The following is a 19,160-nucleotide window of genomic DNA, read 5'->3' as shown; positions in this document are numbered from 1 at the left end:
GCGGCGGCCCTCCCTACGGAGACGGGCGGTTGGCGGTCAGGGGTACGTGGCTGTGTGCTTGCCGGCGGTCACGGGTGCTCGGGGACGGTGGTGAGCAGCGGCTCGGGCGATGTCTCGCCGGACGGGGCGCCCATCGCCGTGATCGTCAGGACCAGGGCTAGAGCGACGGCAAGACCGGTCGCGGCGGCGATGAGAGCGCGCATGCGGATCCTCCCGGCATGAACTGACAGGGCGTCAGGGCTGGGGCACCGTAGCAACGCGGCGGCCAGATGAGAACACGTTGCACACAGACGAACGCCCCTGCGCCGGGCGGGCGCAGGGGCGTTGCGTACGAGCGGTCTGCTTGCGGCTAGGCCGCGGGGGCCGCGACCTTCAGTTCGACGGTGAGCGTCGCGCCGCCCGCGGTGGTGATCCGCAGGAAATACGTGCCCGCCGCGTCGTCGGCGTACATCTTGGGCAGCTTGAGCAGGCCGTTGGCGTCCGTCTTGAGGGCCTTGAGGCTGCGGACCGGATTTCCGGCCGCGTCCTTGAAGTACGGGCCCTTGTCGTTGGCCGTGGCGTCCGCCGCCGACTTGATCATGGTGGCGGTGGCCGCGACGCGGTCGGCGGTCTTGCCCTTGTACGTGGCCTTGACCTCGACCTGGTCGGCGAACTCCTTGCCCGGCTCGCAGGTCAGCGCCTTGTCGCTGGTCCTGGCGAGCGCGTCGGCCTGGCGCGCGGTGACCGTCGCGGTGTAGTCGAGGCCGGGCAGCGAGCGGCCGACGACCGTGGCGCGGACGGTGAACTCGCCCGTCTTCTCGCCCGCCTTGAGCACCGGGGCGGTGGCCTTGCCCGCGGCGCTCGTGGTGACGGTCGCGCTGGTGGCGCCGCCCGGGAAGCGCGCGTCGGTGTTGCCGACGATCGCGAACTTCACCTTGGCCTTGGCCACGGCCGAGCCCGAGGAGGACTCCGCGCGCACCTCGACACGCTCGGTGAAGGCGTCGCCCGCCGTCGCGGAGAGCGTGCCGGTGCCGGCGTCCTCGATGCTCTTGACCCGGTCGGTGGGCGAGGGGGTGGGGTTGCCGGGGGTCTCTGAGCCGTTGCCGCCGCTCGGCGGCGGCGTGGTCGGGGTGCCGCTGCCGCCACCGGTGCCGCCGCCGTTGCCGTTGCTGCCGCCGTTGCCGGGGTCGGACGGCTTGTCGCCGCCGGGCTCGGGCTTCGGCGAGGGCGAACCGGGCGCCGTCGGCGTGGGGCTCGGGCTCACGGACGGGCCGTTGCCGTCGCTGCGGTCGCCCGGCAGATCGCCCGTGCCGTCGGGGATCTCGTGCGCGCCCCTGCGGAAGGTGTCCAGCCACGTCAGGACGAGGTTCAGATAGTCCGTGGAGCGGTTGTAGCTGAGGATCGCCTTGTGCAGATCGTCCTCGACTGACAGGTCGCGGCCGTTCGCGCAGAGATAGTGCCCGGCGGCGAGCGCGGCGTCGTAGACGTTGTTCGGGTCCTTCTTGCCGTCCGCGTTGCCGTCCTGCGCCCAGGTGTCCCACGTCGAGGGGATGAACTGCATGGGGCCGACCGCGCGGTCGTGCGTCTTGTCGCCGTCGTACACGCCGTTGTCGGTGTCGGTGATCTTCGCGAAGCCGTTGCCGTTGAGGGCCGGGCCGCGGATGTCCGCGATCGTCGTGCCGTTCGCGTCCACCCGACCGCCGCGGGCCTGGCCCGACTCGACCTGGCCTATCGCGGCGAGCAGTTCCCAGGGGAGGTTGCAGCCCGGCTTGGCGGTGCCCAGGGAGTCCGCGGCCTTCTTGTACGCGTCGAGGACGGTGGCCGGGATCTCCGACTCGGCGTCGTCACCGCCGCCGGGCGCTCCGGTCGGCGGGACCGGACTCTTCAGTTCCGGCAGGTCGGTGTAGTAAGGGGAGTTGCCGGTCGCGGAGTCCTCTGCCGACGGCGTGCTGCCGGAGGCTCCCGCCCGCTCGTCGCGAGGGACGTCCGTCACGCCCGGCGCCTGGGACGCCGCGAGCGCCGCCACCGCCGCGGCGGCCACCGCGGTGGTCACCGCTCCCCTGCGCAACCGCCTGCCGAATACCGCCGCCATGACCGTGGACCCCTCCCCTGGACGACCTGTGTGCTTTTTTGCCGCCCGCTCTGTCCTACTCCCCGTAGCACTACTCCCCAGCGGACCGGCTCAGGCGACACTACGACAACTTCCGGCGCCCAGACACCCGTTCGTGCCCCATTTTTACCGGTTGGCCGTGACAGGCTGAACGTATCCAGCCCGTCCGGCGGCAAACCCCGCTCAAGCCCGACGCCGTCAGTGCGCGGCCGACTCCCAGTCCGCTCCCACGCCCACCGAGACGTCCAGCGGGGCCCGCAGCGACACCGCGCCCGCCATCTCGCGGCGGACGAGCTCCTCCACCTCGGCGCGCTCGCCCGACGCGATCTCCAGGACGATTTCGTCGTGGACCTGGAGCAGCATGCGCGATTCGAGCTTCGCCTCCGTCAGCGCACGGTGCACGTTCAGCATGGCGATCTTGACGATGTCGGCGGCCGTGCCCTGGATCGGGGCGTTCAGCGCCATCCGCTCGGCCATCTCGCGGCGCTGGCGGTTGTCGCTGTTCAGGTCGGGGAGATACCGGCGGCGGCCCAGCATCGTCTCCGTGTACCCCGTCGCGCGGGCCTCGTCGACGGCTCGGCGCAGATAGTCGCGGACCCCGCCGAACCGCTCGAAGTAGGTGTCCATCAGCGCACGGGCCTCGCCCGCCTCGATGTTCAGCTGCTGGGAGAGACCGAACGCGGACAGGCCGTACGCCAGGCCGTACGACATGGCCTTGATCTTGCGGCGCATCTCGGCGTCCACGGCGGAGCCCGCCACGCCGAACACCTGGGAGGCCACGGTCGTGTGCAGGTCCTCGCCCGACTCGAACGCCTCCAGGAGGCCCTCGTCCTCGGAGAGGTGGGCCATCACGCGCAGTTCGATCTGGCTGTAGTCCGCGGTCATCAGGGATTCGAAGCCCTCGCCGACCACGAAGCCGCGGCGGATCGCACGACCCTCGTCCGTACGGACCGGGATGTTCTGGAGGTTCGGCTCCGTGGAGGAGAGGCGGCCCGTGGCCGCGACCGTCTGGTTGAACGTCGTGTGGATACGGCCGTCCGCGGCGATCGACTTGATGAGGCCCTCGACCGTGACCCGCAGCTTCGCCTGCTCGCGGTGGCGCAGCATGATGACCGGCAGTTCGTTCTCGGTCTGGGCCGCGAGCCAGGCCAGGGCGTCCGCGTCCGTGGTGTACCCGGTCTTGGTCTTCTTCGTCTTGGGGAGGTTCAGCTCCCCGAAGAGGACCTCCTGGAGCTGCTTGGGCGAGCCGAGATTGAACTCGTGCCCGGCCGCCGCGTGCGCCTCCTTCACCGCCTGCTGCACCGCTCCGGCGAACTGCTGCTCCATCGCCTCCAGGTGGGCGCGGTCCGCCGCGATGCCGTGCCGCTCCAGGCGGGCCAGAAGGGTGGACGTCGGCAGTTCGATGTCCGTCAGGAGGTTGCCTGCGCCCACCTCCGGCAGCTTCTCGCCGAAGGCCGTGCCCAGGTCGAGGATCGTGCGGGCCTGCGACATCAGCGCGTCGGCCTCGGCCCGGTCGTCCTCCTCCGTACCGAAGGCGAGCTGTCCCTCGGCCGCGGAGGCGGGGGCCAGCTCACGGCCCAGGTACTCCAGGGAAAGGGCGTCCAGGGCGAAGGAGCGGCGGCCCGGCTTGACCAGATAGGCGGCGAGGGCGGTGTCCATGGTGACGCCGTCCACGCTCCAGCCGTGCTCCGGGAAGACGCGCATCGTGGCCTTGGCGTTGTGCAGGACCTTGGGCTTGGCCGGGTCGGCGATCCACGCCGCGAAGGCGTTCTCGTCGGCCTCGTCCAGGCGGGACGGGTCGAACCAGGCCGCCGCTCCCCCGGCCGCCGCGAGGGCGACCTCGGTGACCGAGCCCGTGCCGAGCTGCCAGGTGTCGACCGTGGCCACACCGAGGACCGCGTTGCCGTGCTCGGCGAGCCAGGGGCCGACCTCGCCCGCGCCGAGCACCGAGCCGTCCAGCTCCACGCCGGGCTCGGCCGGGGTCTGATCGGCCTCCTCGGCGCCGGGGTCGACGGCCAGGAGACGCTCGCGCAGCGAGGGGTTACGGATCTCCAGGGTGTCGAGGACCATGGCGAGGGCCGTGCGGTCGTACGCCGCGCGCTCCAGGTCGGCGACCGTCTTGGGGAGCTCGACGTCGCGGACCATCTCCGTGAGGACGCGGTTCAGCTTCACCGCTTCCAGATGGTCGCGGAAGTTCTGCCCGGCCTTGCCCTTGACCTCGTCGGCGCGCTCGACGAGCTCCGCGAAGGAACCGAACTGATTGATCCACTTCGCGGCGGTCTTCTCGCCGACGCCGGGGATGCCGGGGAGATTGTCCGACGGGTCGCCGCGCAGGGCCGCGAAGTCCGGATACTGGCTCGGCGTGAGGCCGTACTTCTCCTCGACCTTCTCCGGGGTGAAGCGAGTCAGCTCGGAGACGCCCTTCGTGGGATACAGCACCGTCACGTGGTCGGTGATCAGCTGGAAGGAGTCGCGGTCACCGGTGACGATCAGGACTTCGAAGCCGGCAGCCTCGGCCTGCGTGGCGAGCGTGGCGATGATGTCGTCCGCCTCGAAGCCGTCCACCGCGAACCGCACCGCGTGCATCGCGTCGAGCATCTCGCCGATCAGCTCGACCTGGCCCTTGAACTCGTCCGGGGTCTTGGAACGGTTCGCCTTGTACTCCGGGAACTCCGTGGAGCGCCACGTCTTGCGCGAGACGTCGAAGGCCACCGCGAAGTGCGTGGGCGCCTCGTCGCGCAGGGTGTTCGCCAGCATCGACGCGAAGCCGTAGATCGCGTTCGTCGGCTGGCCCGTCGCGGTCGTGAAGTTCTCCGCGGGCAGCGCGAAGAACGCCCGGTAGGCCAGGGAGTGCCCGTCCATGAGGAGCAGGCGCGGACGCTGCTCGCCACTCGGCTTCGTCGCGGTCTCGGACTTCTTCTTCGCTGCTTTTTCTGCCACGTCCCCGATCCTGCCACGCCCCACTGACACTCAGACCCAACCCTTGCCCGCGACCGCGCTGTCACCGCCGCGTGGGAGGATCGAAGACGTACCTCACGCACGTGCTCGAAGGGGAGCCGATCATGGCAAGGAAGTCGCCCAAGGGTGATCCGGTCCAGGACGCGCCGCAGGTCGCCGAGGTGCAGCATGCCGCGGCGGGGCTCCCCGCCATCGGGCACACGCTGCGCGTCGCCCAGCAGCAGATGGGCGTGCGGCGCACGGCGCTGACCCTGCTCCGGGTCAATCAGAAGGACGGCTTCGACTGCCCCGGCTGCGCCTGGCCCGAACCGGAGCACCGGCACAAGGCGGAGTTCTGCGAGAACGGCGCGAAGGCGGTCGCCGAGGAGGCCACGCTGCGCCGCGTCACCCCCGATTTCTTCGCCGCGCACCCGGTGGCCGACCTGGCGACCCGCAGTGGGTACTGGCTGGGTCAGCAGGGCCGCCTCACCCACCCGATGTATCTGGCGGAGGGCGCCGAGCGCTATGAACCCGTCTCCTGGGAGCGGGCCTTCGACATCATCGGCGAGGAGCTGGCCGCGCTGGACAGCCCGGACGAGTCCGTCTACTACACCTCGGGCCGCACCAGCAACGAAGCGGCGTTCCTCTATCAGCTGTTCGCCCGCGAACTGGGCACGAACAACCTGCCCGACTGCTCGAACATGTGCCACGAGTCGTCCGGCTCCGCCCTCACCGAGACCATCGGGATCGGCAAGGGCAGCGTCCTCCTGGAGGACCTCTACCAATCGGACCTGATCATCGTCGCCGGGCAGAATCCGGGCACGAACCATCCGCGCATGCTCTCCGCCCTGGAGAAGGCGAAGAACAACGGCGCGAAGATCATCACGGTCAATCCGCTGCCCGAGGCGGGCCTGGAGCGCTTCAAGAATCCGCAGACTCCGCAGGGCATGATCAAGGGCACCGCCCTCACCGACCTTTTCCTGCAGATCCGCCTCGGCGGCGACCAGGCCCTCTTCCGTCTCCTCAACAAGCTCATCCTGGAGACCGACGGGGCGGTCGACGAGGAGTTCGTCCGCGAGCACACGCACGGGTACGAGGCGTTCACCGAGGCCGCCCGCACCGCCGACTGGGACGAGACCCTCGCGGCCACGGGCCTTGAGCGCGAGCGTATCGAGGAAGCCCTCGCCATGGTCCTCGCCTCGAAGCGCACCGTCGTGTGCTGGGCGATGGGCCTCACCCAGCACAAGCACGCCGTGCCGACCATCCGCGAGGTCGTCAACTTCCTTCTGCTGCGCGGCAACATCGGCCGTCCTGGCGCGGGCGTGTGCCCCGTGCGCGGCCACTCGAACGTGCAGGGCGACCGCACGATGGGCATCTTCGAGCGGCCCGCGCCCGCCTTCCTCGACGCCCTGGAGAAGGAGTTCGGCTTCGCGCCGCCCCGCGAGCACGGCCTGGACGTCGTCCGCGCGATCGAGGCACTGCGGGACGGCAAGGCGAAGGTGTTCTTCGCGATGGGCGGCAATTTCGTGGCGGCCTCGCCCGACACCGACGTGACGGAGGCGGCCATGCGCAAGGCCCGCCTGACCGTCCACGTGTCGACGAAGCTCAACCGCTCGCACGCCGTCACGGGCGCGCGTGCGCTGATCCTGCCGACGCTCGGGCGCACCGAGCGGGACCTCCAGAAGAGCGGCGAGCAGTTCGTGACCGTCGAGGACTCCATGGGCATGGTGCACGCCTCGCGCGGCCGCCTGGAGCCCGCGAGCCCGCATCTGCTCTCCGAGCCGGCCATCGTGTGCCGCCTCGCCCGCCGCGTCCTCGGCCCCGGATCGGCCACGCCCTGGGAGGAGTTCGAGAAGGACTACGCCACGGTGCGCGACCGCATCGCGCGCGTGATCCCCGGCTTCGAGGACTTCAACGCGCGCGTGGCGGACCCCGCGGGCTTCGCCCTGCCGCACGCCCCGCGCGACGAGCGCCGCTTCCCCACGGCCACCGGCAAGGCGAACTTCACCGCGGCGCCGGTCGAGTTCCCCGCCCTGCCGAAGGGCCGTCTCCTGCTCCAGACGCTGCGCTCGCACGACCAGTACAACACCACGATCTACGGCCTCGACGACCGCTACAGGGGCATCAAGAACGGCCGCCGCGTCGTCCTGGTCAACCCCGACGACGCCCGCGAGCTGAGCCTCGCCGACGGGTCGTACGCCGACCTGGTCAGCGAGTGGAAGGACGGCGTCGAGCGGCGCGCGCCCGGTTTCCGGATCGTGCACTATCCGACGGCGCGTGGCTGCGCGGCGGCGTACTACCCCGAGACGAACGTCCTGATCCCGCTGGACGCGACCGCCGACACCAGCAACACCCCCGCCAGCAAGTCCGTCGTCGTACGCCTGGAACAATCGGCAACCGACTGAGCGTTCGCTCAGCGACAGGTTGAGGACGACGAACGGAGCCGGGCCCCATGGGCGAGCAGCACAGCGTGAAGTTCCCGCAAGAGGTCATCGACGAGTACGCGGCGCTCGGCATCGACCTGCCCGCCCTCTTCTCCGCGGGCGACCTGGGCACCCGGATGGGCGTCCAGATCGTCGAGGCCTCCGCCGATCGCGTCGTGGGCACCATGCCGGTGGAGGGCAACACCCAGCCGTACGGCCTGCTGCACGGCGGGGCGTCCGCCGTCCTCGCCGAGACCCTCGGCTCGGTCGGCTCGATGCTGCACGGCGGGAGCAAGAAGCTCGCCGTCGGCGTCGACCTGAACTGCACGCACCACCGCGGCGCGCGCTCGGGCCTGGTCACCGGCGTGGCGACGCCCGTGCACCGGGGTCGCTCGACGGCGACGTACGAGATCGTCATCACCGACGAGCAGGACAAGCGGGTGTGCTCCGCGCGGCTGACCTGCCTGCTGCGCGACGTACAGCCCAACGGCTCCGCCGGCTAAGCCGGTTACGGGCGGCGCGCCCACGCGGGGCCGCCGGGCACGGCCCCGCAGGACCGCCCCGCCCGTACGGACCGCCGGGCACGCTCCCCCAAAACCACCCCGGCCCGCGCAAGACCGCCGAGCACGCTCCACCCAGGACTGCCCCGGCCCACGCAGAACCGCCGGGCATCGCCCCCGCAGGCCGCCCCGACCCACGCAAGACCGCCGAGCGCGCTCCCCCAGAACTACCCCGCCCCACGCACGACCACCGAGCGCGCTCCCCGCGAGGCCGGCCGCGCCCCCGCGACGCCGGCCGCGCCGCCGCGCTCATTGTCGGAGCGTAGGCCTCCGGTCTAGCGTCTGTGTATGAGGCACCGGAAGCTGCTCTGTGCGCTCGCCCTCGCCGCCCCTCTGGCCATCGCCCCCGGCATCACCGGATGCGGCGACTCCGCTCCCGCCGGGGGCTCCCGCGGCACCTCGCCCGCCCCCGCCACCACCTCCCCCGAGGACCTCTGCACCGCCCTGATCACCAAGTGGGGGCGGCAGATATACGACTCGGGCGAGGAGATCTACGGTGACTACCAGTCGATGGGGCTCTCCAACGGGCAGTACATGATCCTGCGGGACACCCTCGACCTGGCCCGTGCCGAGCGCGAGCGCCAAGGAGCGGGCGCGGGGCGGGAGTTGATCGGCCGTGAGGCCCGTGAGCGGTGCGAGAAGCGCTACCGCCACGGGGAGCCGAGCGGCGGGCCGTGGGTGTGAACGCCATCGGCCCCGTCGAGCCCGGCGACAACACCTACGAGACCCGCTCCGAGCCCGCGGACGAAATCGCCGCCGTCCCCGTCAGGACGAGCACCCTGTTCATCCGGCACCGCCGCACCGCCCTGGCCCTCGCCACGACAGTGATCGTCGGTGCCGCCGGACTCAGCCTCTACCTGACCCGCCCCCGGCCCCCCGAACCGCCGCCACCGCTCTACCCGTCGCAGACCGTGTCCGTGGCGTACCGGGGCGAGATGACGCACCCGCGGGCGGGCGACCGCACGTTCAGCTTCACCGTCAGCCTCAGGCAGGACTCGGGGCCGCCGGTGTCCGTCAGACGGATCGCGCAGCCGACCACGGCGCTGTCGGTCACCGCGGCCCCCGATACACCATTCACCGTGAAAACCGGAAGCCCTCGTACGGCACGAATCACGATGCACATTCGCGAATGCGGAAAAGTGCAGCGGAATGCCGGACTCCCTTTCCTGGTCGTAACGCTGCGTAATACGCGCGCAATGCAGATACAGAGCTTCATCCTCGGCTCGGAGTACGCAAAAGATCTTTCAGGGGCCCTGACAGCCGCATGCCCCCCGAACACTGATGTCATGAGTAAAACACCCTGACAGTCCTGCAAGTTCTCAGCATGCGGGATACGCCGAAGATGGCTTATTCCGGCACAACCGCCCCCTGAGTTCCACCCCGGAATACTCCGTGGCATAACAAGAGCGTCACACCTTTGGCCTGACCACTCCACCTGGAACAAAGCGCGCCTTAGAGTCACGGCCAGTCACCGCGCCCACCGGATTCCTCTCAGTTCGGTTCTGCGCTCGACCCGGCCACCCAACAGGGGACGGCCGTGCCAGGGGAAAGGACTGATCGTGCGTCAACGTTCGCTCATAGCCATCACCGCTGCACTCACCGCGGGGGCACTCACCCTCACCGCCTGTGGCTCACGCGACGACAAGGACAAGGAAGACGCCGGGGGCGGCACCACCGTGGTCATCGGCGTCGACGCGCCACTGACCGGCGACCTGTCCGCGCTGGGCCTCGGCATCCGCAACTCCGTCGACCTCGCCGCCAAGCAGGCCAACGCGAAGAAATACGTCGACGGCATCACCTTCAAGATCGAGTCCGCCGACGACCAGGGACAGCCCGCATCGGGCCAGACCAACGCCACCAAGTTCGTCGCCAACAAGGACATCCTCGGCGCCGTCGGCCCCCTGAACTCCTCCGTCGGCGAGTCGATGCAGAAGGTCTTCGACGACGCGAAACTCGTCCAGGTCTCCCCCGCCAACACCAACCCGGCCATGACCCAGGGCCAGGACTGGAACGGCGGCAAGAAGGTCCGCCCGTACAAGGCCTACTTCCGCACCGCCACCACGGACGCCATCCAGGGCCCCTTCGCCGCGCAGTACCTGTACAACGAGGCGAAGAAAAAGAAGGTCTTCGTCGTCGACGACAAGAAGACCTACGGCGCCGGCCTCGCCGCCACCTTCAAGGACGAGTTCACCAAGCTCGGCGGCAAGGTCGCCGGCACCGAGCACGTGAACCCGGACACCAAGGACTTCGGCGCCGTCGCCACCAAGATCAAGAACTCCGACGCCGACGTCGTCTACTACGGCGGCGAATACCCCGCCGCAGGCCCGCTCAGCAAGCAGATGAAGAAGGCCGGAGCCAAGATCCCCCTCGTCGGCGGCGACGGCATCTACAGCGCCGACTTCGTCAAGCTCGCCGGCAAGGAAGGCAAGGGCGACTACGCCACCTCCGTCGGCCAGCCCGTCGAAGAACTGCCCTCCGCCAAGGAGTTCATCGCCAACTACAAGAAGGCCGGCTACAAGGAGGCCTACGAGGCCTACGGCGGCTACTCCTACGACTCGGCCTGGGCCATCATCGAAGCAGTCAAGAAGGTCGTCGAAGACAACGACGGCAAGCTGCCCGACGACGCCCGCGCCAAGATCGTCGACGCCATGCAGGACGTCTCCTTCGACGGCGTGACCGGCAAGGTCTCCTTCGACGAATACGGCGACGCCACCAACAAGCAGCTCACCGTGTACCAGGTGAAGTCCACCGAGGACCCGACCAAGGGCTGGAAGCCGGTCAAGTCCGGCACCTTCACCGGCTGACCCAACCCCGCACCCAACGACACCACCGCGCGGGGCGCTGCCTCTGCAGCGCCCCGCGCGGCGTCGCATCCGTCACCTAAGCCGTACGGCCGTCGCGCGGCCCCCCACCGCCGCAAACAGGCCGCACGACACCGAAAGACTCGGAGGACCTGCGGTGCACGAACTGCCGCAACAGCTGGTCAACGGCCTGCTACTGGGATCCATGTACGGCCTGATCGCCATCGGCTACACAATGGTCTACGGCATCGTCCAGCTCATCAACTTCGCCCACGGCGAGATCTTCATGGTCGGCGGCTTCGGCGCCCTCACCGTCTGGCTCTGGCTGCCAGGCGGCACCAGCATGTGGCTCGCCCTGCCCCTCATGCTCATAGGCGCCGTCATCGTCTCCACCCTCATCGCGGTCGGAGCCGAACGCTTCGCCTACCGCCCACTGCGCGGCGCACCCCGCCTCGCACCCCTCATCACCGCCATCGGCCTCTCCCTCGCGCTGCAACAGGCCGTCTGGGCCTGGTACCCCAACGCGAAGTCGTCCCGCACCTTCCCCGAGATCCCCGGCGGCTCCATCCACATCGGCTCCGTCACCATCCAGCCCGGCGACATCTTCCTGCTGATCACCGCCCCGATCTGCATGTTCGCCCTCGGCTACTTCGTGATGAAGACCCGCGTCGGACGCGGCATGCAAGCCACCGCACAAGACCCCGACACCGCCAAACTCATGGGCGTCAACACCGACCGCGTCATCGTCGTCGCCTTCGCCATCGGCGCCGCCTTCGCCGGCATCGCCGCCGTCGCCTACGGCTTCCGCTACGGAGAAGTCCAATTCCGCATGGGCTTCCTCTGGGGCCTCAAAGCCTTCACCGCCGCCGTACTCGGAGGCATCGGCAACATCTACGGCGCCATGATCGGCGGCCTCGTCCTCGGCGTCGCCGAAGCCCTCGCCACCGCCTACATGAACGACATCCCCGGCATGAGCCAGCTCGGCGGGCAGTCCTGGGCCGACGTCTGGGCCTTCGTACTCCTCATCGTCGTACTCCTCGTCAGGCCACAAGGTCTCCTTGGCGAGCGCGTCGCGGACAGGGCGTGACAACCATGACCACACAGAACACCGCGGCCGACACGCCCACCCCCAAGCACGACCACACCCCCACCGGACTCATCGCCATCCCCGAGGGCCCCGCCCGCGCCATGGCCACCGGCGGCGGCATCCTCACCATCATCTCCACGTTCATGGCATGGACCTGGACCTCCGCCTTCCCCGGAGACCTCACCGTCTACGGCTACCCCGGCGGCCTCCAAGTCCTCGTCCTCATCGCCGGCATCCTCACCACGCTCTTCGGCCTCGCCGGCTACGGCATCAAAGGCGCACGCACCCTCGCCCCCGGCGGAGCCGACGCCGCCCTGAAATACGCCTCACTCGCCGCCTTCACCACCACCTGGTACACGATCATCTCGATCAGCTACCAACTCGGCGGCCTCGCCAACCTCGACCCCGGCGGCTGGGTCGCGGCCATCGCCACCCTCGCCTCCTTCACCGGCGCCCTCGCCCTGCCCTTCGTACGACCGCACACCTACGCGATCGACCCCGAGGACACCGGCAGCGAACAGTTCAAGCACCGCCTGCGCAACGGCCTCGTCATCTTCAAGGGCGCATTCGCCGCCGAGGCCCCGCCCACCCCGCGCAAACTCCCCGGCTACCTCGAAATCCTCGTCATCATCGCCGCACTCGCCGTAGGCCTCCTGGTCTTCACCTACGGCATCGGCACCGAATACGACGAACTCTTCATCGGCTTCCTGGTCACCGTCGCGTTCAGCTTCGCCGCACTCACGAAGGCCGGACTCGTAGCCCGCGTCTCCACCTACACCGCACGGCACCGCAACGTCACACTCGCCGGTGCCTTCGCCGCAGCCGCCGCCTTCCCGTTCACCCAGAGCGACGACCAGTACGCCACCATCGGCGTCTACATCCTCATCTTCGCCACCGTCGCCCTCGGCCTGAACATCGTCGTCGGCCTCGCCGGACTCCTCGACCTCGGATACGTCGCCTTCCTCGGCGTCGGCGCCTACGCGGCATCCATGGTCTCCGGATCACCGTCCTCGCCCTTCGACGTCCACCTGCCGTTCTGGGGCGCCATCCTCGTCGGCGCAGGCGCCTCACTCATCTTCGGCGTCCTCATCGGCGCCCCGACCCTGCGCCTGCGCGGCGACTACCTCGCCATCGTCACCCTCGGCTTCGGAGAAATCTTCCGACTCGTCGCGATGAACTCCGACGGCACATCAGGACCCGACATCACCAACGGATCAAACGGCATCTCCTCGATCCCGAACCTCAAGATCCTCGGCTTCGACCTGGGCGCCGAACACACCATCCTCGGCTTCACCATCGGTCGCTTCGCCAACTACTTCTTCCTGATGCTGCTCATCACCTTCGTCGTCGTCCTGGTCTTCAGGCGCAGCGAAAACTCCCGCATCGGACGCGCCTGGGTCGCCATCCGCGAAGACGAGACCGCGGCACTCGCCATGGGCATCAACGGCTTCCGCGTCAAACTCATCGCCTTCGCACTCGGCGCCACCCTCGCCGGACTCGCCGGCACAGTGCAGGCACACGTCACCTACACCGTGACACCCGAGCAGTACCAATTCGCCAACACCGTCCCACCCAACTCCGCATTCCTGCTCGCCGCAGTCGTCCTCGGCGGCATGGGCACCATCAGCGGACCCCTCGTCGGCGCGGCACTGCTCTACCTCATCCCGAGCAAACTCTCCTTCCTCGGCGACTACCAGCTCTTCGCCTTCGGCCTCGCCCTCGTCCTCCTCATGCGCTTCCGCCCCGAAGGCCTCATCCCCAACCGCCGCCGCCAGCTCGAATTCCACGAAGCCGACCTGGCCCCCGGCGACACGCCGCCACCCACAGTCCTCAGCAAGACAGGGGCCTGAGCCATGACCACCGACACCACCACCAACAAGGACCGCCCCGCCGCCACCCCGGCCGGAGAAACAGTCCTGGACGCCAAGGGCGTCACCATGCGCTTCGGCGGCCTCACCGCCGTACACTCCGTCGACCTCACCGTCAACAGCGGCGAAATCGTCGGCCTCATCGGCCCCAACGGCGCAGGCAAAACCACCTTCTTCAACTGCCTCACCGGCCTCTACATCCCCACCGAGGGCGAAGTCCGGTACAAAGGCACGGTCCTGCCCAGCAAATCCTTCAAGGTCACCGCCGCCGGCGTGGCCCGCACCTTCCAGAACATCCGCCTCTTCGCCAACATGACGGTCCTGGAAAACGTCCTCGTCGGCCGCCACACCCGCACGAAGGAAGGCCTCTGGTCAGCCCTCCTGCGCGGCCCCGGCTTCCACAAGGCGGAAGCCAAGTCCAAGGCCCGCGCCCTGGAACTCCTCGAGTTCGTCGGCCTCGCCGAAAAGGCAGACCACCTCTCCCGCAACCTGCCCTACGGCGAACAGCGCAAGCTCGAAATCGCCCGCGCCCTCGCCAGCGAACCCGGCCTGCTCCTCCTCGACGAGCCCACCGCGGGCATGAACCCCCAGGAAACCCGCGCCACCGAAGAACTCGTCTTCGCCATCCGGGACATGGGCATCGCCGTCCTCGTCATCGAGCACGACATGCGCTTCATCTTCAACCTGTGCGACCGAGTCGCCGTACTCGTCCAAGGCGAAAAACTCGTCGAAGGCGACAGTGAAACCGTCCAGCAGGACGACCGCGTCATCGCCGCCTACCTGGGCGAGCCCTTCGAAGGTGCCCCCGGCAGCACAGAGGCCGACGCGACGGGCAACGAGGAGAACAGCTGATGACCGCACTGCTCGAAGTCGAGGACCTCAAGGTCGCCTACGGCAAGATCGAAGCCGTCAAAGGCATCTCCTTCAAGGTCGAGGCCGGCGAGGTCGTCACCCTGATCGGCACCAACGGCGCAGGAAAAACCACCACACTGCGCACGCTCTCCGGGCTCCTCAAGCCGGTCGGCGGCTCCATCAAATTCAACGGAAAAGCGCTGCGGAAATACCGCGCCGACCAGATCGTCGCACTCGGCCTCGCCCACTCCCCCGAGGGCCGCCACATCTTCCCGCGCATGACGATCGAGAACAATCTGCGGCTCGGCGCATACCTGCGCAACGACAAACCGGCCATCGAAAAAGACATCACGCGCGCCTACGAACTCTTCCCCATTCTCGGGGAGCGCAGAAAGCAGGCGGCGGGAACACTCTCCGGCGGCGAGCAGCAAATGCTCGCCATGGGACGCGCCCTCATGTCCCAGCCGAAACTGCTCATGCTCGACGAACCCTCCATGGGACTCTCGCCGATCATGATGCAGAAAATCATGGCGACCATCGTCGAGCTCAAGGCCCAGGGCACGACCATCCTGCTCGTCGAACAGAACGCCCAGGCGGCGCTCTCGCTCGCCGACCATGGTCACGTCATGGAAGTCGGCAAGATCGTCCTCTCCGGATCGGGGAACGACCTGCTGCACGACGAGTCCGTGCGCAAGGCGTACCTCGGCGAGGACTGAAGCACTTCGCGTTACGCGTACGAGGAAGGCCCGCACCCCGGCTTCGGGGTGCGGGCCTTCCTCGTACGTACGCGAGAGCTACTGCCCCTTCGCCGCCTTCTTCTCGTCGGCGTCCTCGATGACCGCCTCCGCGACCTGCTGCATCGAAAGCCGCCGATCCATCGACGTCTTCTGGATCCAGCGGAACGCGGCGGGCTCCGTCAGGCCGTACTCCGTCTGAAGGATCGACTTCGCCCGGTCCACCAGCTTCCGGGTCTCCAGACGCAAGGTGAGGTCCGCGACCTCCTTCTCCAGCGTCTTCAGCTCCGTGAAACGCGAGACGGCCATCTCGATCGCCGGAACGACGTCGGTCTTGCTGAAGGGCTTCACGAGGTACGCCATCGCGCCCGCGTCCCTGGCCCGCTCGACCAGATCGCGCTGGGAGAACGCGGTCAGCATGAGCACCGGGGCGATGGACTCCTCGGCGATCTTCTCCGCCGCGGAGATGCCGTCCATGACGGGCATCTTCACGTCCAGGATCACCAGGTCCGGCTTGTGCTCGCGGGCCAGCTCGACGGCTTTCTCGCCGTCACCGGCCTCGCCGACGACGGTGTAACCCTCCTCCTCGAGCATTTCCTTGAGGTCGAGCCGGATAAGAGCCTCGTCCTCGGCGATGACGACACGGGTCGTCAGCGGAGGCACGTGCGACTGGTCGTCGTCATCGGCTACGGGCTGGGGCGACTCGGGGGAAGTCACGGGGGCTCCTAGGTACGGGGCAGGTTACTGCTTGCCCTGAGCCTACCTAGCTCATGTATGTTTGAGACACAGCGGGTCTCCGCTAACCTTCGTTCCGAAGGATGCCCCGGTAGCCCAGCGGTAGAGGCAGTGGTCTCAAACACCATCCAGCGTGGGTTCGAATCCCACCCGGGGCACTTTACCTTCGATTCGAAGGTCAGCGGCAGGTTGGCGATCTTCACTCGTCGCAGTGAACGCGCCTTCGGATGCCTGCGCACTCCCCAGCGATCCGACCAAGCTCGGCCGCATGTACGACATCGGCACGCGCAAGCGAGCCCTCTCGCTGGTCGAGCAAGGCCGCAGCCTCAACTCCGTCAGCAAGGAAACCGGCGTGTCGCGCGCCGCGATCCGCTCCTGGCAGACCCGCATACAGCCGATCGACTGGAAACGCGCTGCGGCCTGTCCCAGATGCATGGACGTTCCAGGATCCCCCGAACACCCGGCCGCATACTCCTACTTGCTGGGCCTCTACCTCGGTGACGGCTGCATCAGCTCAAGCCGACGAGGCGTCTACTTCATGCGCATCGTGTGCGCCGACAGCTGGCCCGGCTTGATCGAGGCGTGCGAAGCGGCCCTCCGCAGCGCGCGCCCGGACAACCGCGTATGCCGCGTCAAGAAGCAAGGCTGCGTCGCAGTCACCTGCTCCAGCAAGCACTGGCCCTGCCTCTTCCCCCAGCACGGCCCCGGCAAGAAGCACGAGCGCCGCATCGCCCTCGAACCTTGGCAGCAGGAGATCGTCGACGCCCACCCCTGGGAGTTCATCCGCGGCCTCATCCACTCCGACGGCTGCCGCGTCACCAACTGGACGACCCGCACCATCGGCGGGGAGCGCAAGCGCTACGAGTATCCCCGGTACTTCTTCACCAACCGGTCCGGCGACATCATCCGGCTCTTCACCGACACCCTGACCACGGTCGGCGTCGACTGGAAGGCAGCCAACCACCGGAACATCTCCGTAGCCCGCAAAGCCTCAGTAGCCCTCATGGACGCCCACGTAGGCCCCAAATACTGACCCGCCCCCTACCCGCGCAATAGGACGCGTCACTCCCCTCCCCCGCCCCCTCTGGGAGCTGCCCCAAATCCCCGGCGAACCCTTGCCCCGCCCCGTACCCCGCTGCGATCTTCGGCCGCATGACTCCCTTGAACCGGCGCAGCTTCGTCGCTGCCGCCGCGGGTGCTGCCGCAGCAGCCGTGGCCATGAATCCGCAGACCGCCTTCGCGACCGACCGTGAGGGTACGAGCCAGGGCGGGGATGACTTCGCCGATGCCGATAAGGGGTTCATCGCTGCCCTTACCCCGGGGGTGGTGAAGAACGCCAAGGGGCAGGTCGTCTGGGACAGCGATGCGTACGACTTCCTCAAGGGCGACGCCCCGAAGACCGCGCACAAGAGTCTGTGGCGGCAGTCGCAGCTCGTGTCGAAGCAGGGGCTCTACAAGGTCACGGACCGGGTGTATCAGGTGCGTGGGCTCGATCTGTCGAACATGACGATCGTCGAGGGCGACACCGGTGTCATCGTGATCGATCCGCTGATCTCGGCGGAGACCGCTGCCGCCGCGCTGAAGCTGTACCGCGCGCACCGCGGTGACAAGAAGGTCACCGGGCTGATCTACACCCACCCGCACGTCGACCATTTCGGCGGTTGCCGTGGTGTGCTGCCTGATGGGGCGGAGGACGGCGTGCCGATCCTCGCGCCCGAGGGGTTCATGGAGCATGCCGTCTCGGAGAACGTCTATGCCGGTACGGCGATGCAGCGGCGGTCCGGGTTTATGTATGGCGCGCAGCTTCCCAAGTCGGCTGCCGCGCAGATTGGTTGTGGTCTGGGGCAGACCGTTTCGGTGGGGTCCATCGGGTTGATCCCGCCGACGAAGGCCGTCACGGAGACCGGTCAGGTGGAGACGGTGGACGGCGTGCGGTTCGAGTTTCAGATGACGCCGGGGACGGAGGCTGCGGCGGAGATGAATTTCCTGTTGCCCGGGTTGCGTGCTGTCTGTATGGCGGAGAACGCGACGCACACGATGCACAACATCATTACGTTGCGTGGGGCGCAGGTGCGGGATGCGCGGCAGTGGGCGCGTTATCTGGGTGAGTCGGTGGTGTTGTTCGAGGGGCGGGCGGACGTTGCTTTTGCTTCGCATCATTGGCCGACGTGGGGTGGGGCGACGATTGTGGAGTTGCTTGAGCAGCAGCGGGATCTGTATGCGTACATGCATGACCAGACCCTCCGGATGATCAATCTGGGCATGACGGGGCGGGAGATCGCCGAGGAGTTGGAGTTGCCGCCCGCGCTGGCCGGGGTGTGGGCGAACCGGGGGTATTACGGGTCGCTGAGTCACAACGTGAAGGGGATTTACCAGCGCTACATGGGCTGGTTCGACGGTAATCCCGCCCACCTGTGGGAGCATCCGCCGGTCGAGGAGGCCAAGCGGTATGTGAAGGCTATGGGTGGTCGTACGGCGACGGTCGCGAAGGCGAGGGCGTTTGCGCGTAGTGGCGATCTGCGGTTTGCGGTGACGTTGTTGAATCACGTGGTGTTCGCGGATCCCGGGCACAAGGCGGCGAAGTCCGAGCTGGCGGCTATATATACCCGGTTGGGGCAGGGTTCGGAGAATGCGGTGTGGCGGAATTTCTATCTGACGGGCGCCCGCGAGTTGCGTGAGGGCGTGCCTGACTCCCCCACGACTGTGGCGAGTGCGGACATGCTGATGGCGCTTTCCGTGGATCAGCTGATCGATTCGGTGGCGGTCCGTGTGAATGGTCCGAAGGCGTGGGATCTGTCGCTGCGGATGGACTGGTGTCTGCCTGCGTTGGGGAAGGTGTGGCATCTGACGTTGCGGAACGGCGTGCTGACGTATCGCAGCGACACGGGGAAGGATCCGGATGCGGGTGTCACGCTCACGATGACGAAGTCTCAGTTGCTGGCGATGTTGGGCGGTAAGGGGCTTGGGGGCATCGGGGTGGAGGGTGACGCGTCGCTTCTCGCGAAGTTGCTGGGTGTGGTGGAGAAGCCGGATCCGGGGTTCGCCATCGTGACGCCGTGAGGATGCGGGCATGG

At 68.2% G+C, this 19,160-nt stretch carries 15 protein-coding genes and 1 tRNA gene; 12 read left to right on the top strand and 4 right to left on the bottom strand.

Annotated features, from left to right (window positions below):
* Positions 1-68: 68 nt before the first annotated feature.
* The 3 genes from IE226_RS22845 to polA form a co-directional block, all read right to left on the bottom strand.
* The gene (locus tag IE226_RS22845; RefSeq protein ID WP_190083192.1) at positions 69-203 is read right to left on the bottom strand and encodes an SPW_0924 family protein; all 135 of its coding nucleotides are present in this window, start codon (positions 201-203) and stop codon (positions 69-71) included.
* A 146-nt stretch (positions 204-349) separates the two neighbouring features.
* On the bottom strand, positions 350-2,071 hold the full coding sequence (locus tag IE226_RS22840; RefSeq protein ID WP_190083191.1) for a lytic transglycosylase domain-containing protein: 1,722 nt from the start codon (positions 2,069-2,071) through the stop codon (positions 350-352).
* A gap of 216 nt (positions 2,072-2,287) precedes the next feature.
* On the bottom strand, positions 2,288-5,029 hold the full coding sequence (polA, locus tag IE226_RS22835; protein WP_190083190.1) for a DNA polymerase I: 2,742 nt from the start codon (positions 5,027-5,029) through the stop codon (positions 2,288-2,290).
* A gap of 122 nt (positions 5,030-5,151) precedes the next feature.
* Between polA and IE226_RS22830 the strand changes: the two genes are divergently transcribed.
* The 9 genes from IE226_RS22830 to IE226_RS22790 all read left to right on the top strand — a co-directional run bounded on the left by IE226_RS22830 (position 5,152) and on the right by IE226_RS22790 (position 15,333).
* Positions 5,152-7,431, top strand: a complete 2,280-nt coding sequence (locus IE226_RS22830; RefSeq protein ID WP_190083189.1) for an FdhF/YdeP family oxidoreductase — start codon at positions 5,152-5,154, stop codon at positions 7,429-7,431.
* Positions 7,432-7,478: 47 nt separating this feature from the next.
* Entirely contained in the window at positions 7,479-7,952 is a 474-nt protein-coding gene (locus tag IE226_RS22825) for a PaaI family thioesterase (RefSeq protein WP_190083188.1), read from the top strand.
* 345 nt (positions 7,953-8,297) lie between these two features.
* The gene (locus IE226_RS22820) at positions 8,298-8,693 is read left to right on the top strand and encodes a hypothetical protein (RefSeq protein ID WP_190083187.1); all 396 of its coding nucleotides are present in this window, start codon (positions 8,298-8,300) and stop codon (positions 8,691-8,693) included.
* Positions 8,684-9,313, top strand: a complete 630-nt coding sequence (locus IE226_RS22815) for a Tat pathway signal sequence domain protein (protein ID WP_229871477.1) — start codon at positions 8,684-8,686, stop codon at positions 9,311-9,313. Before IE226_RS22820 ends, IE226_RS22815 begins: the two co-directional genes overlap by 10 nt.
* Before the next feature lie 255 nt (positions 9,314-9,568).
* Positions 9,569-10,813: a branched-chain amino acid ABC transporter substrate-binding protein gene (locus IE226_RS22810; protein ID WP_190083186.1), complete on the top strand. Its 1,245-nt coding sequence runs from the start codon at positions 9,569-9,571 to the stop codon at positions 10,811-10,813.
* Between the two features lie 154 nt (positions 10,814-10,967).
* Positions 10,968-11,897 (top strand): branched-chain amino acid ABC transporter permease, encoded by a 930-nt coding sequence (locus IE226_RS22805; protein ID WP_190083185.1) that lies wholly within the window; start codon positions 10,968-10,970, stop codon positions 11,895-11,897.
* Between the two features lie 5 nt (positions 11,898-11,902).
* Positions 11,903-13,747 carry a branched-chain amino acid ABC transporter permease gene (locus tag IE226_RS22800; RefSeq protein ID WP_190083184.1) on the top strand — a complete coding sequence of 615 codons (1,845 nt, stop codon included), beginning with the start codon at positions 11,903-11,905 and terminating at the stop codon, positions 13,745-13,747.
* Positions 13,748-13,750: 3 nt separating this feature from the next.
* The gene (locus tag IE226_RS22795) at positions 13,751-14,617 is read left to right on the top strand and encodes an ABC transporter ATP-binding protein (RefSeq protein ID WP_190083183.1); all 867 of its coding nucleotides are present in this window, start codon (positions 13,751-13,753) and stop codon (positions 14,615-14,617) included.
* Positions 14,617-15,333 (top strand): ABC transporter ATP-binding protein, encoded by a 717-nt coding sequence (locus IE226_RS22790; RefSeq protein WP_190083182.1) that lies wholly within the window; start codon positions 14,617-14,619, stop codon positions 15,331-15,333. The genes IE226_RS22795 and IE226_RS22790 overlap by 1 nt, the downstream gene beginning before the upstream one ends.
* A gap of 78 nt (positions 15,334-15,411) precedes the next feature.
* Here IE226_RS22790 and IE226_RS22785 read toward each other — a convergent pair whose 3' ends face one another.
* Entirely contained in the window at positions 15,412-16,068 is a 657-nt protein-coding gene (locus IE226_RS22785) for an ANTAR domain-containing response regulator (protein ID WP_190083181.1), read from the bottom strand.
* Positions 16,069-16,171: 103 nt separating this feature from the next.
* Here IE226_RS22785 and IE226_RS22780 point away from each other — a divergent pair.
* The 3 genes from IE226_RS22780 (at position 16,172) to IE226_RS22770 (ending at position 19,146) form a co-directional block, all read left to right on the top strand.
* Positions 16,172-16,244: transfer RNA gene (locus IE226_RS22780), tRNA-Leu, on the top strand.
* Between the two features lie 110 nt (positions 16,245-16,354).
* Complete coding sequence (locus IE226_RS22775; RefSeq protein ID WP_190083393.1) at positions 16,355-17,119, top strand: transcriptional regulator; 765 nt, start codon at positions 16,355-16,357, stop codon at positions 17,117-17,119.
* Positions 17,120-17,238: 119 nt separating this feature from the next.
* The gene (locus tag IE226_RS22770) at positions 17,239-19,146 is read left to right on the top strand and encodes an alkyl/aryl-sulfatase (protein WP_190083180.1); all 1,908 of its coding nucleotides are present in this window, start codon (positions 17,239-17,241) and stop codon (positions 19,144-19,146) included.
* Positions 19,147-19,160 lie beyond the last annotated feature (14 nt).

The sequence above is a fragment of the Streptomyces longisporoflavus genome (assembly GCF_014649775.1).
Taxonomy (GTDB): domain Bacteria; phylum Actinomycetota; class Actinomycetes; order Streptomycetales; family Streptomycetaceae; genus Streptomyces; species Streptomyces longisporoflavus.
Note: the sequence above shows the minus strand (reverse complement) of the source record. Positions and strands in the feature narration are given on the sequence as shown.

Bases quoted from the DNA above. Each gene is read 5' to 3' on its own strand.
- IE226_RS22840 (WP_190083191.1), bottom strand. From the start codon at position 2,071: ATGGCGGCGGTATTCGGCAGGCGGTTGCGCAGGGGAGCGGTGACCACC.
- IE226_RS22845 (WP_190083192.1), bottom strand. From the start codon at position 203: ATGCGCGCTCTCATCGCCGCCGCGACCGGTCTTGCCGTCGCTCTAGCC.
- IE226_RS22820 (WP_190083187.1), top strand. From the start codon at position 8,298: ATGAGGCACCGGAAGCTGCTCTGTGCGCTCGCCCTCGCCGCCCCTCTG.
- IE226_RS22830 (WP_190083189.1), top strand. From the start codon at position 5,152: ATGGCAAGGAAGTCGCCCAAGGGTGATCCGGTCCAGGACGCGCCGCAG.
- IE226_RS22800 (WP_190083184.1), top strand. From the start codon at position 11,903: ATGACCACACAGAACACCGCGGCCGACACGCCCACCCCCAAGCACGAC.
- IE226_RS22775 (WP_190083393.1), top strand. From the start codon at position 16,355: ATGTACGACATCGGCACGCGCAAGCGAGCCCTCTCGCTGGTCGAGCAA.
- IE226_RS22790 (WP_190083182.1), top strand. From the start codon at position 14,617: ATGACCGCACTGCTCGAAGTCGAGGACCTCAAGGTCGCCTACGGCAAG.
- IE226_RS22795 (WP_190083183.1), top strand. From the start codon at position 13,751: ATGACCACCGACACCACCACCAACAAGGACCGCCCCGCCGCCACCCCG.
- IE226_RS22825 (WP_190083188.1), top strand. From the start codon at position 7,479: ATGGGCGAGCAGCACAGCGTGAAGTTCCCGCAAGAGGTCATCGACGAG.
- IE226_RS22770 (WP_190083180.1), top strand. From the start codon at position 17,239: ATGACTCCCTTGAACCGGCGCAGCTTCGTCGCTGCCGCCGCGGGTGCT.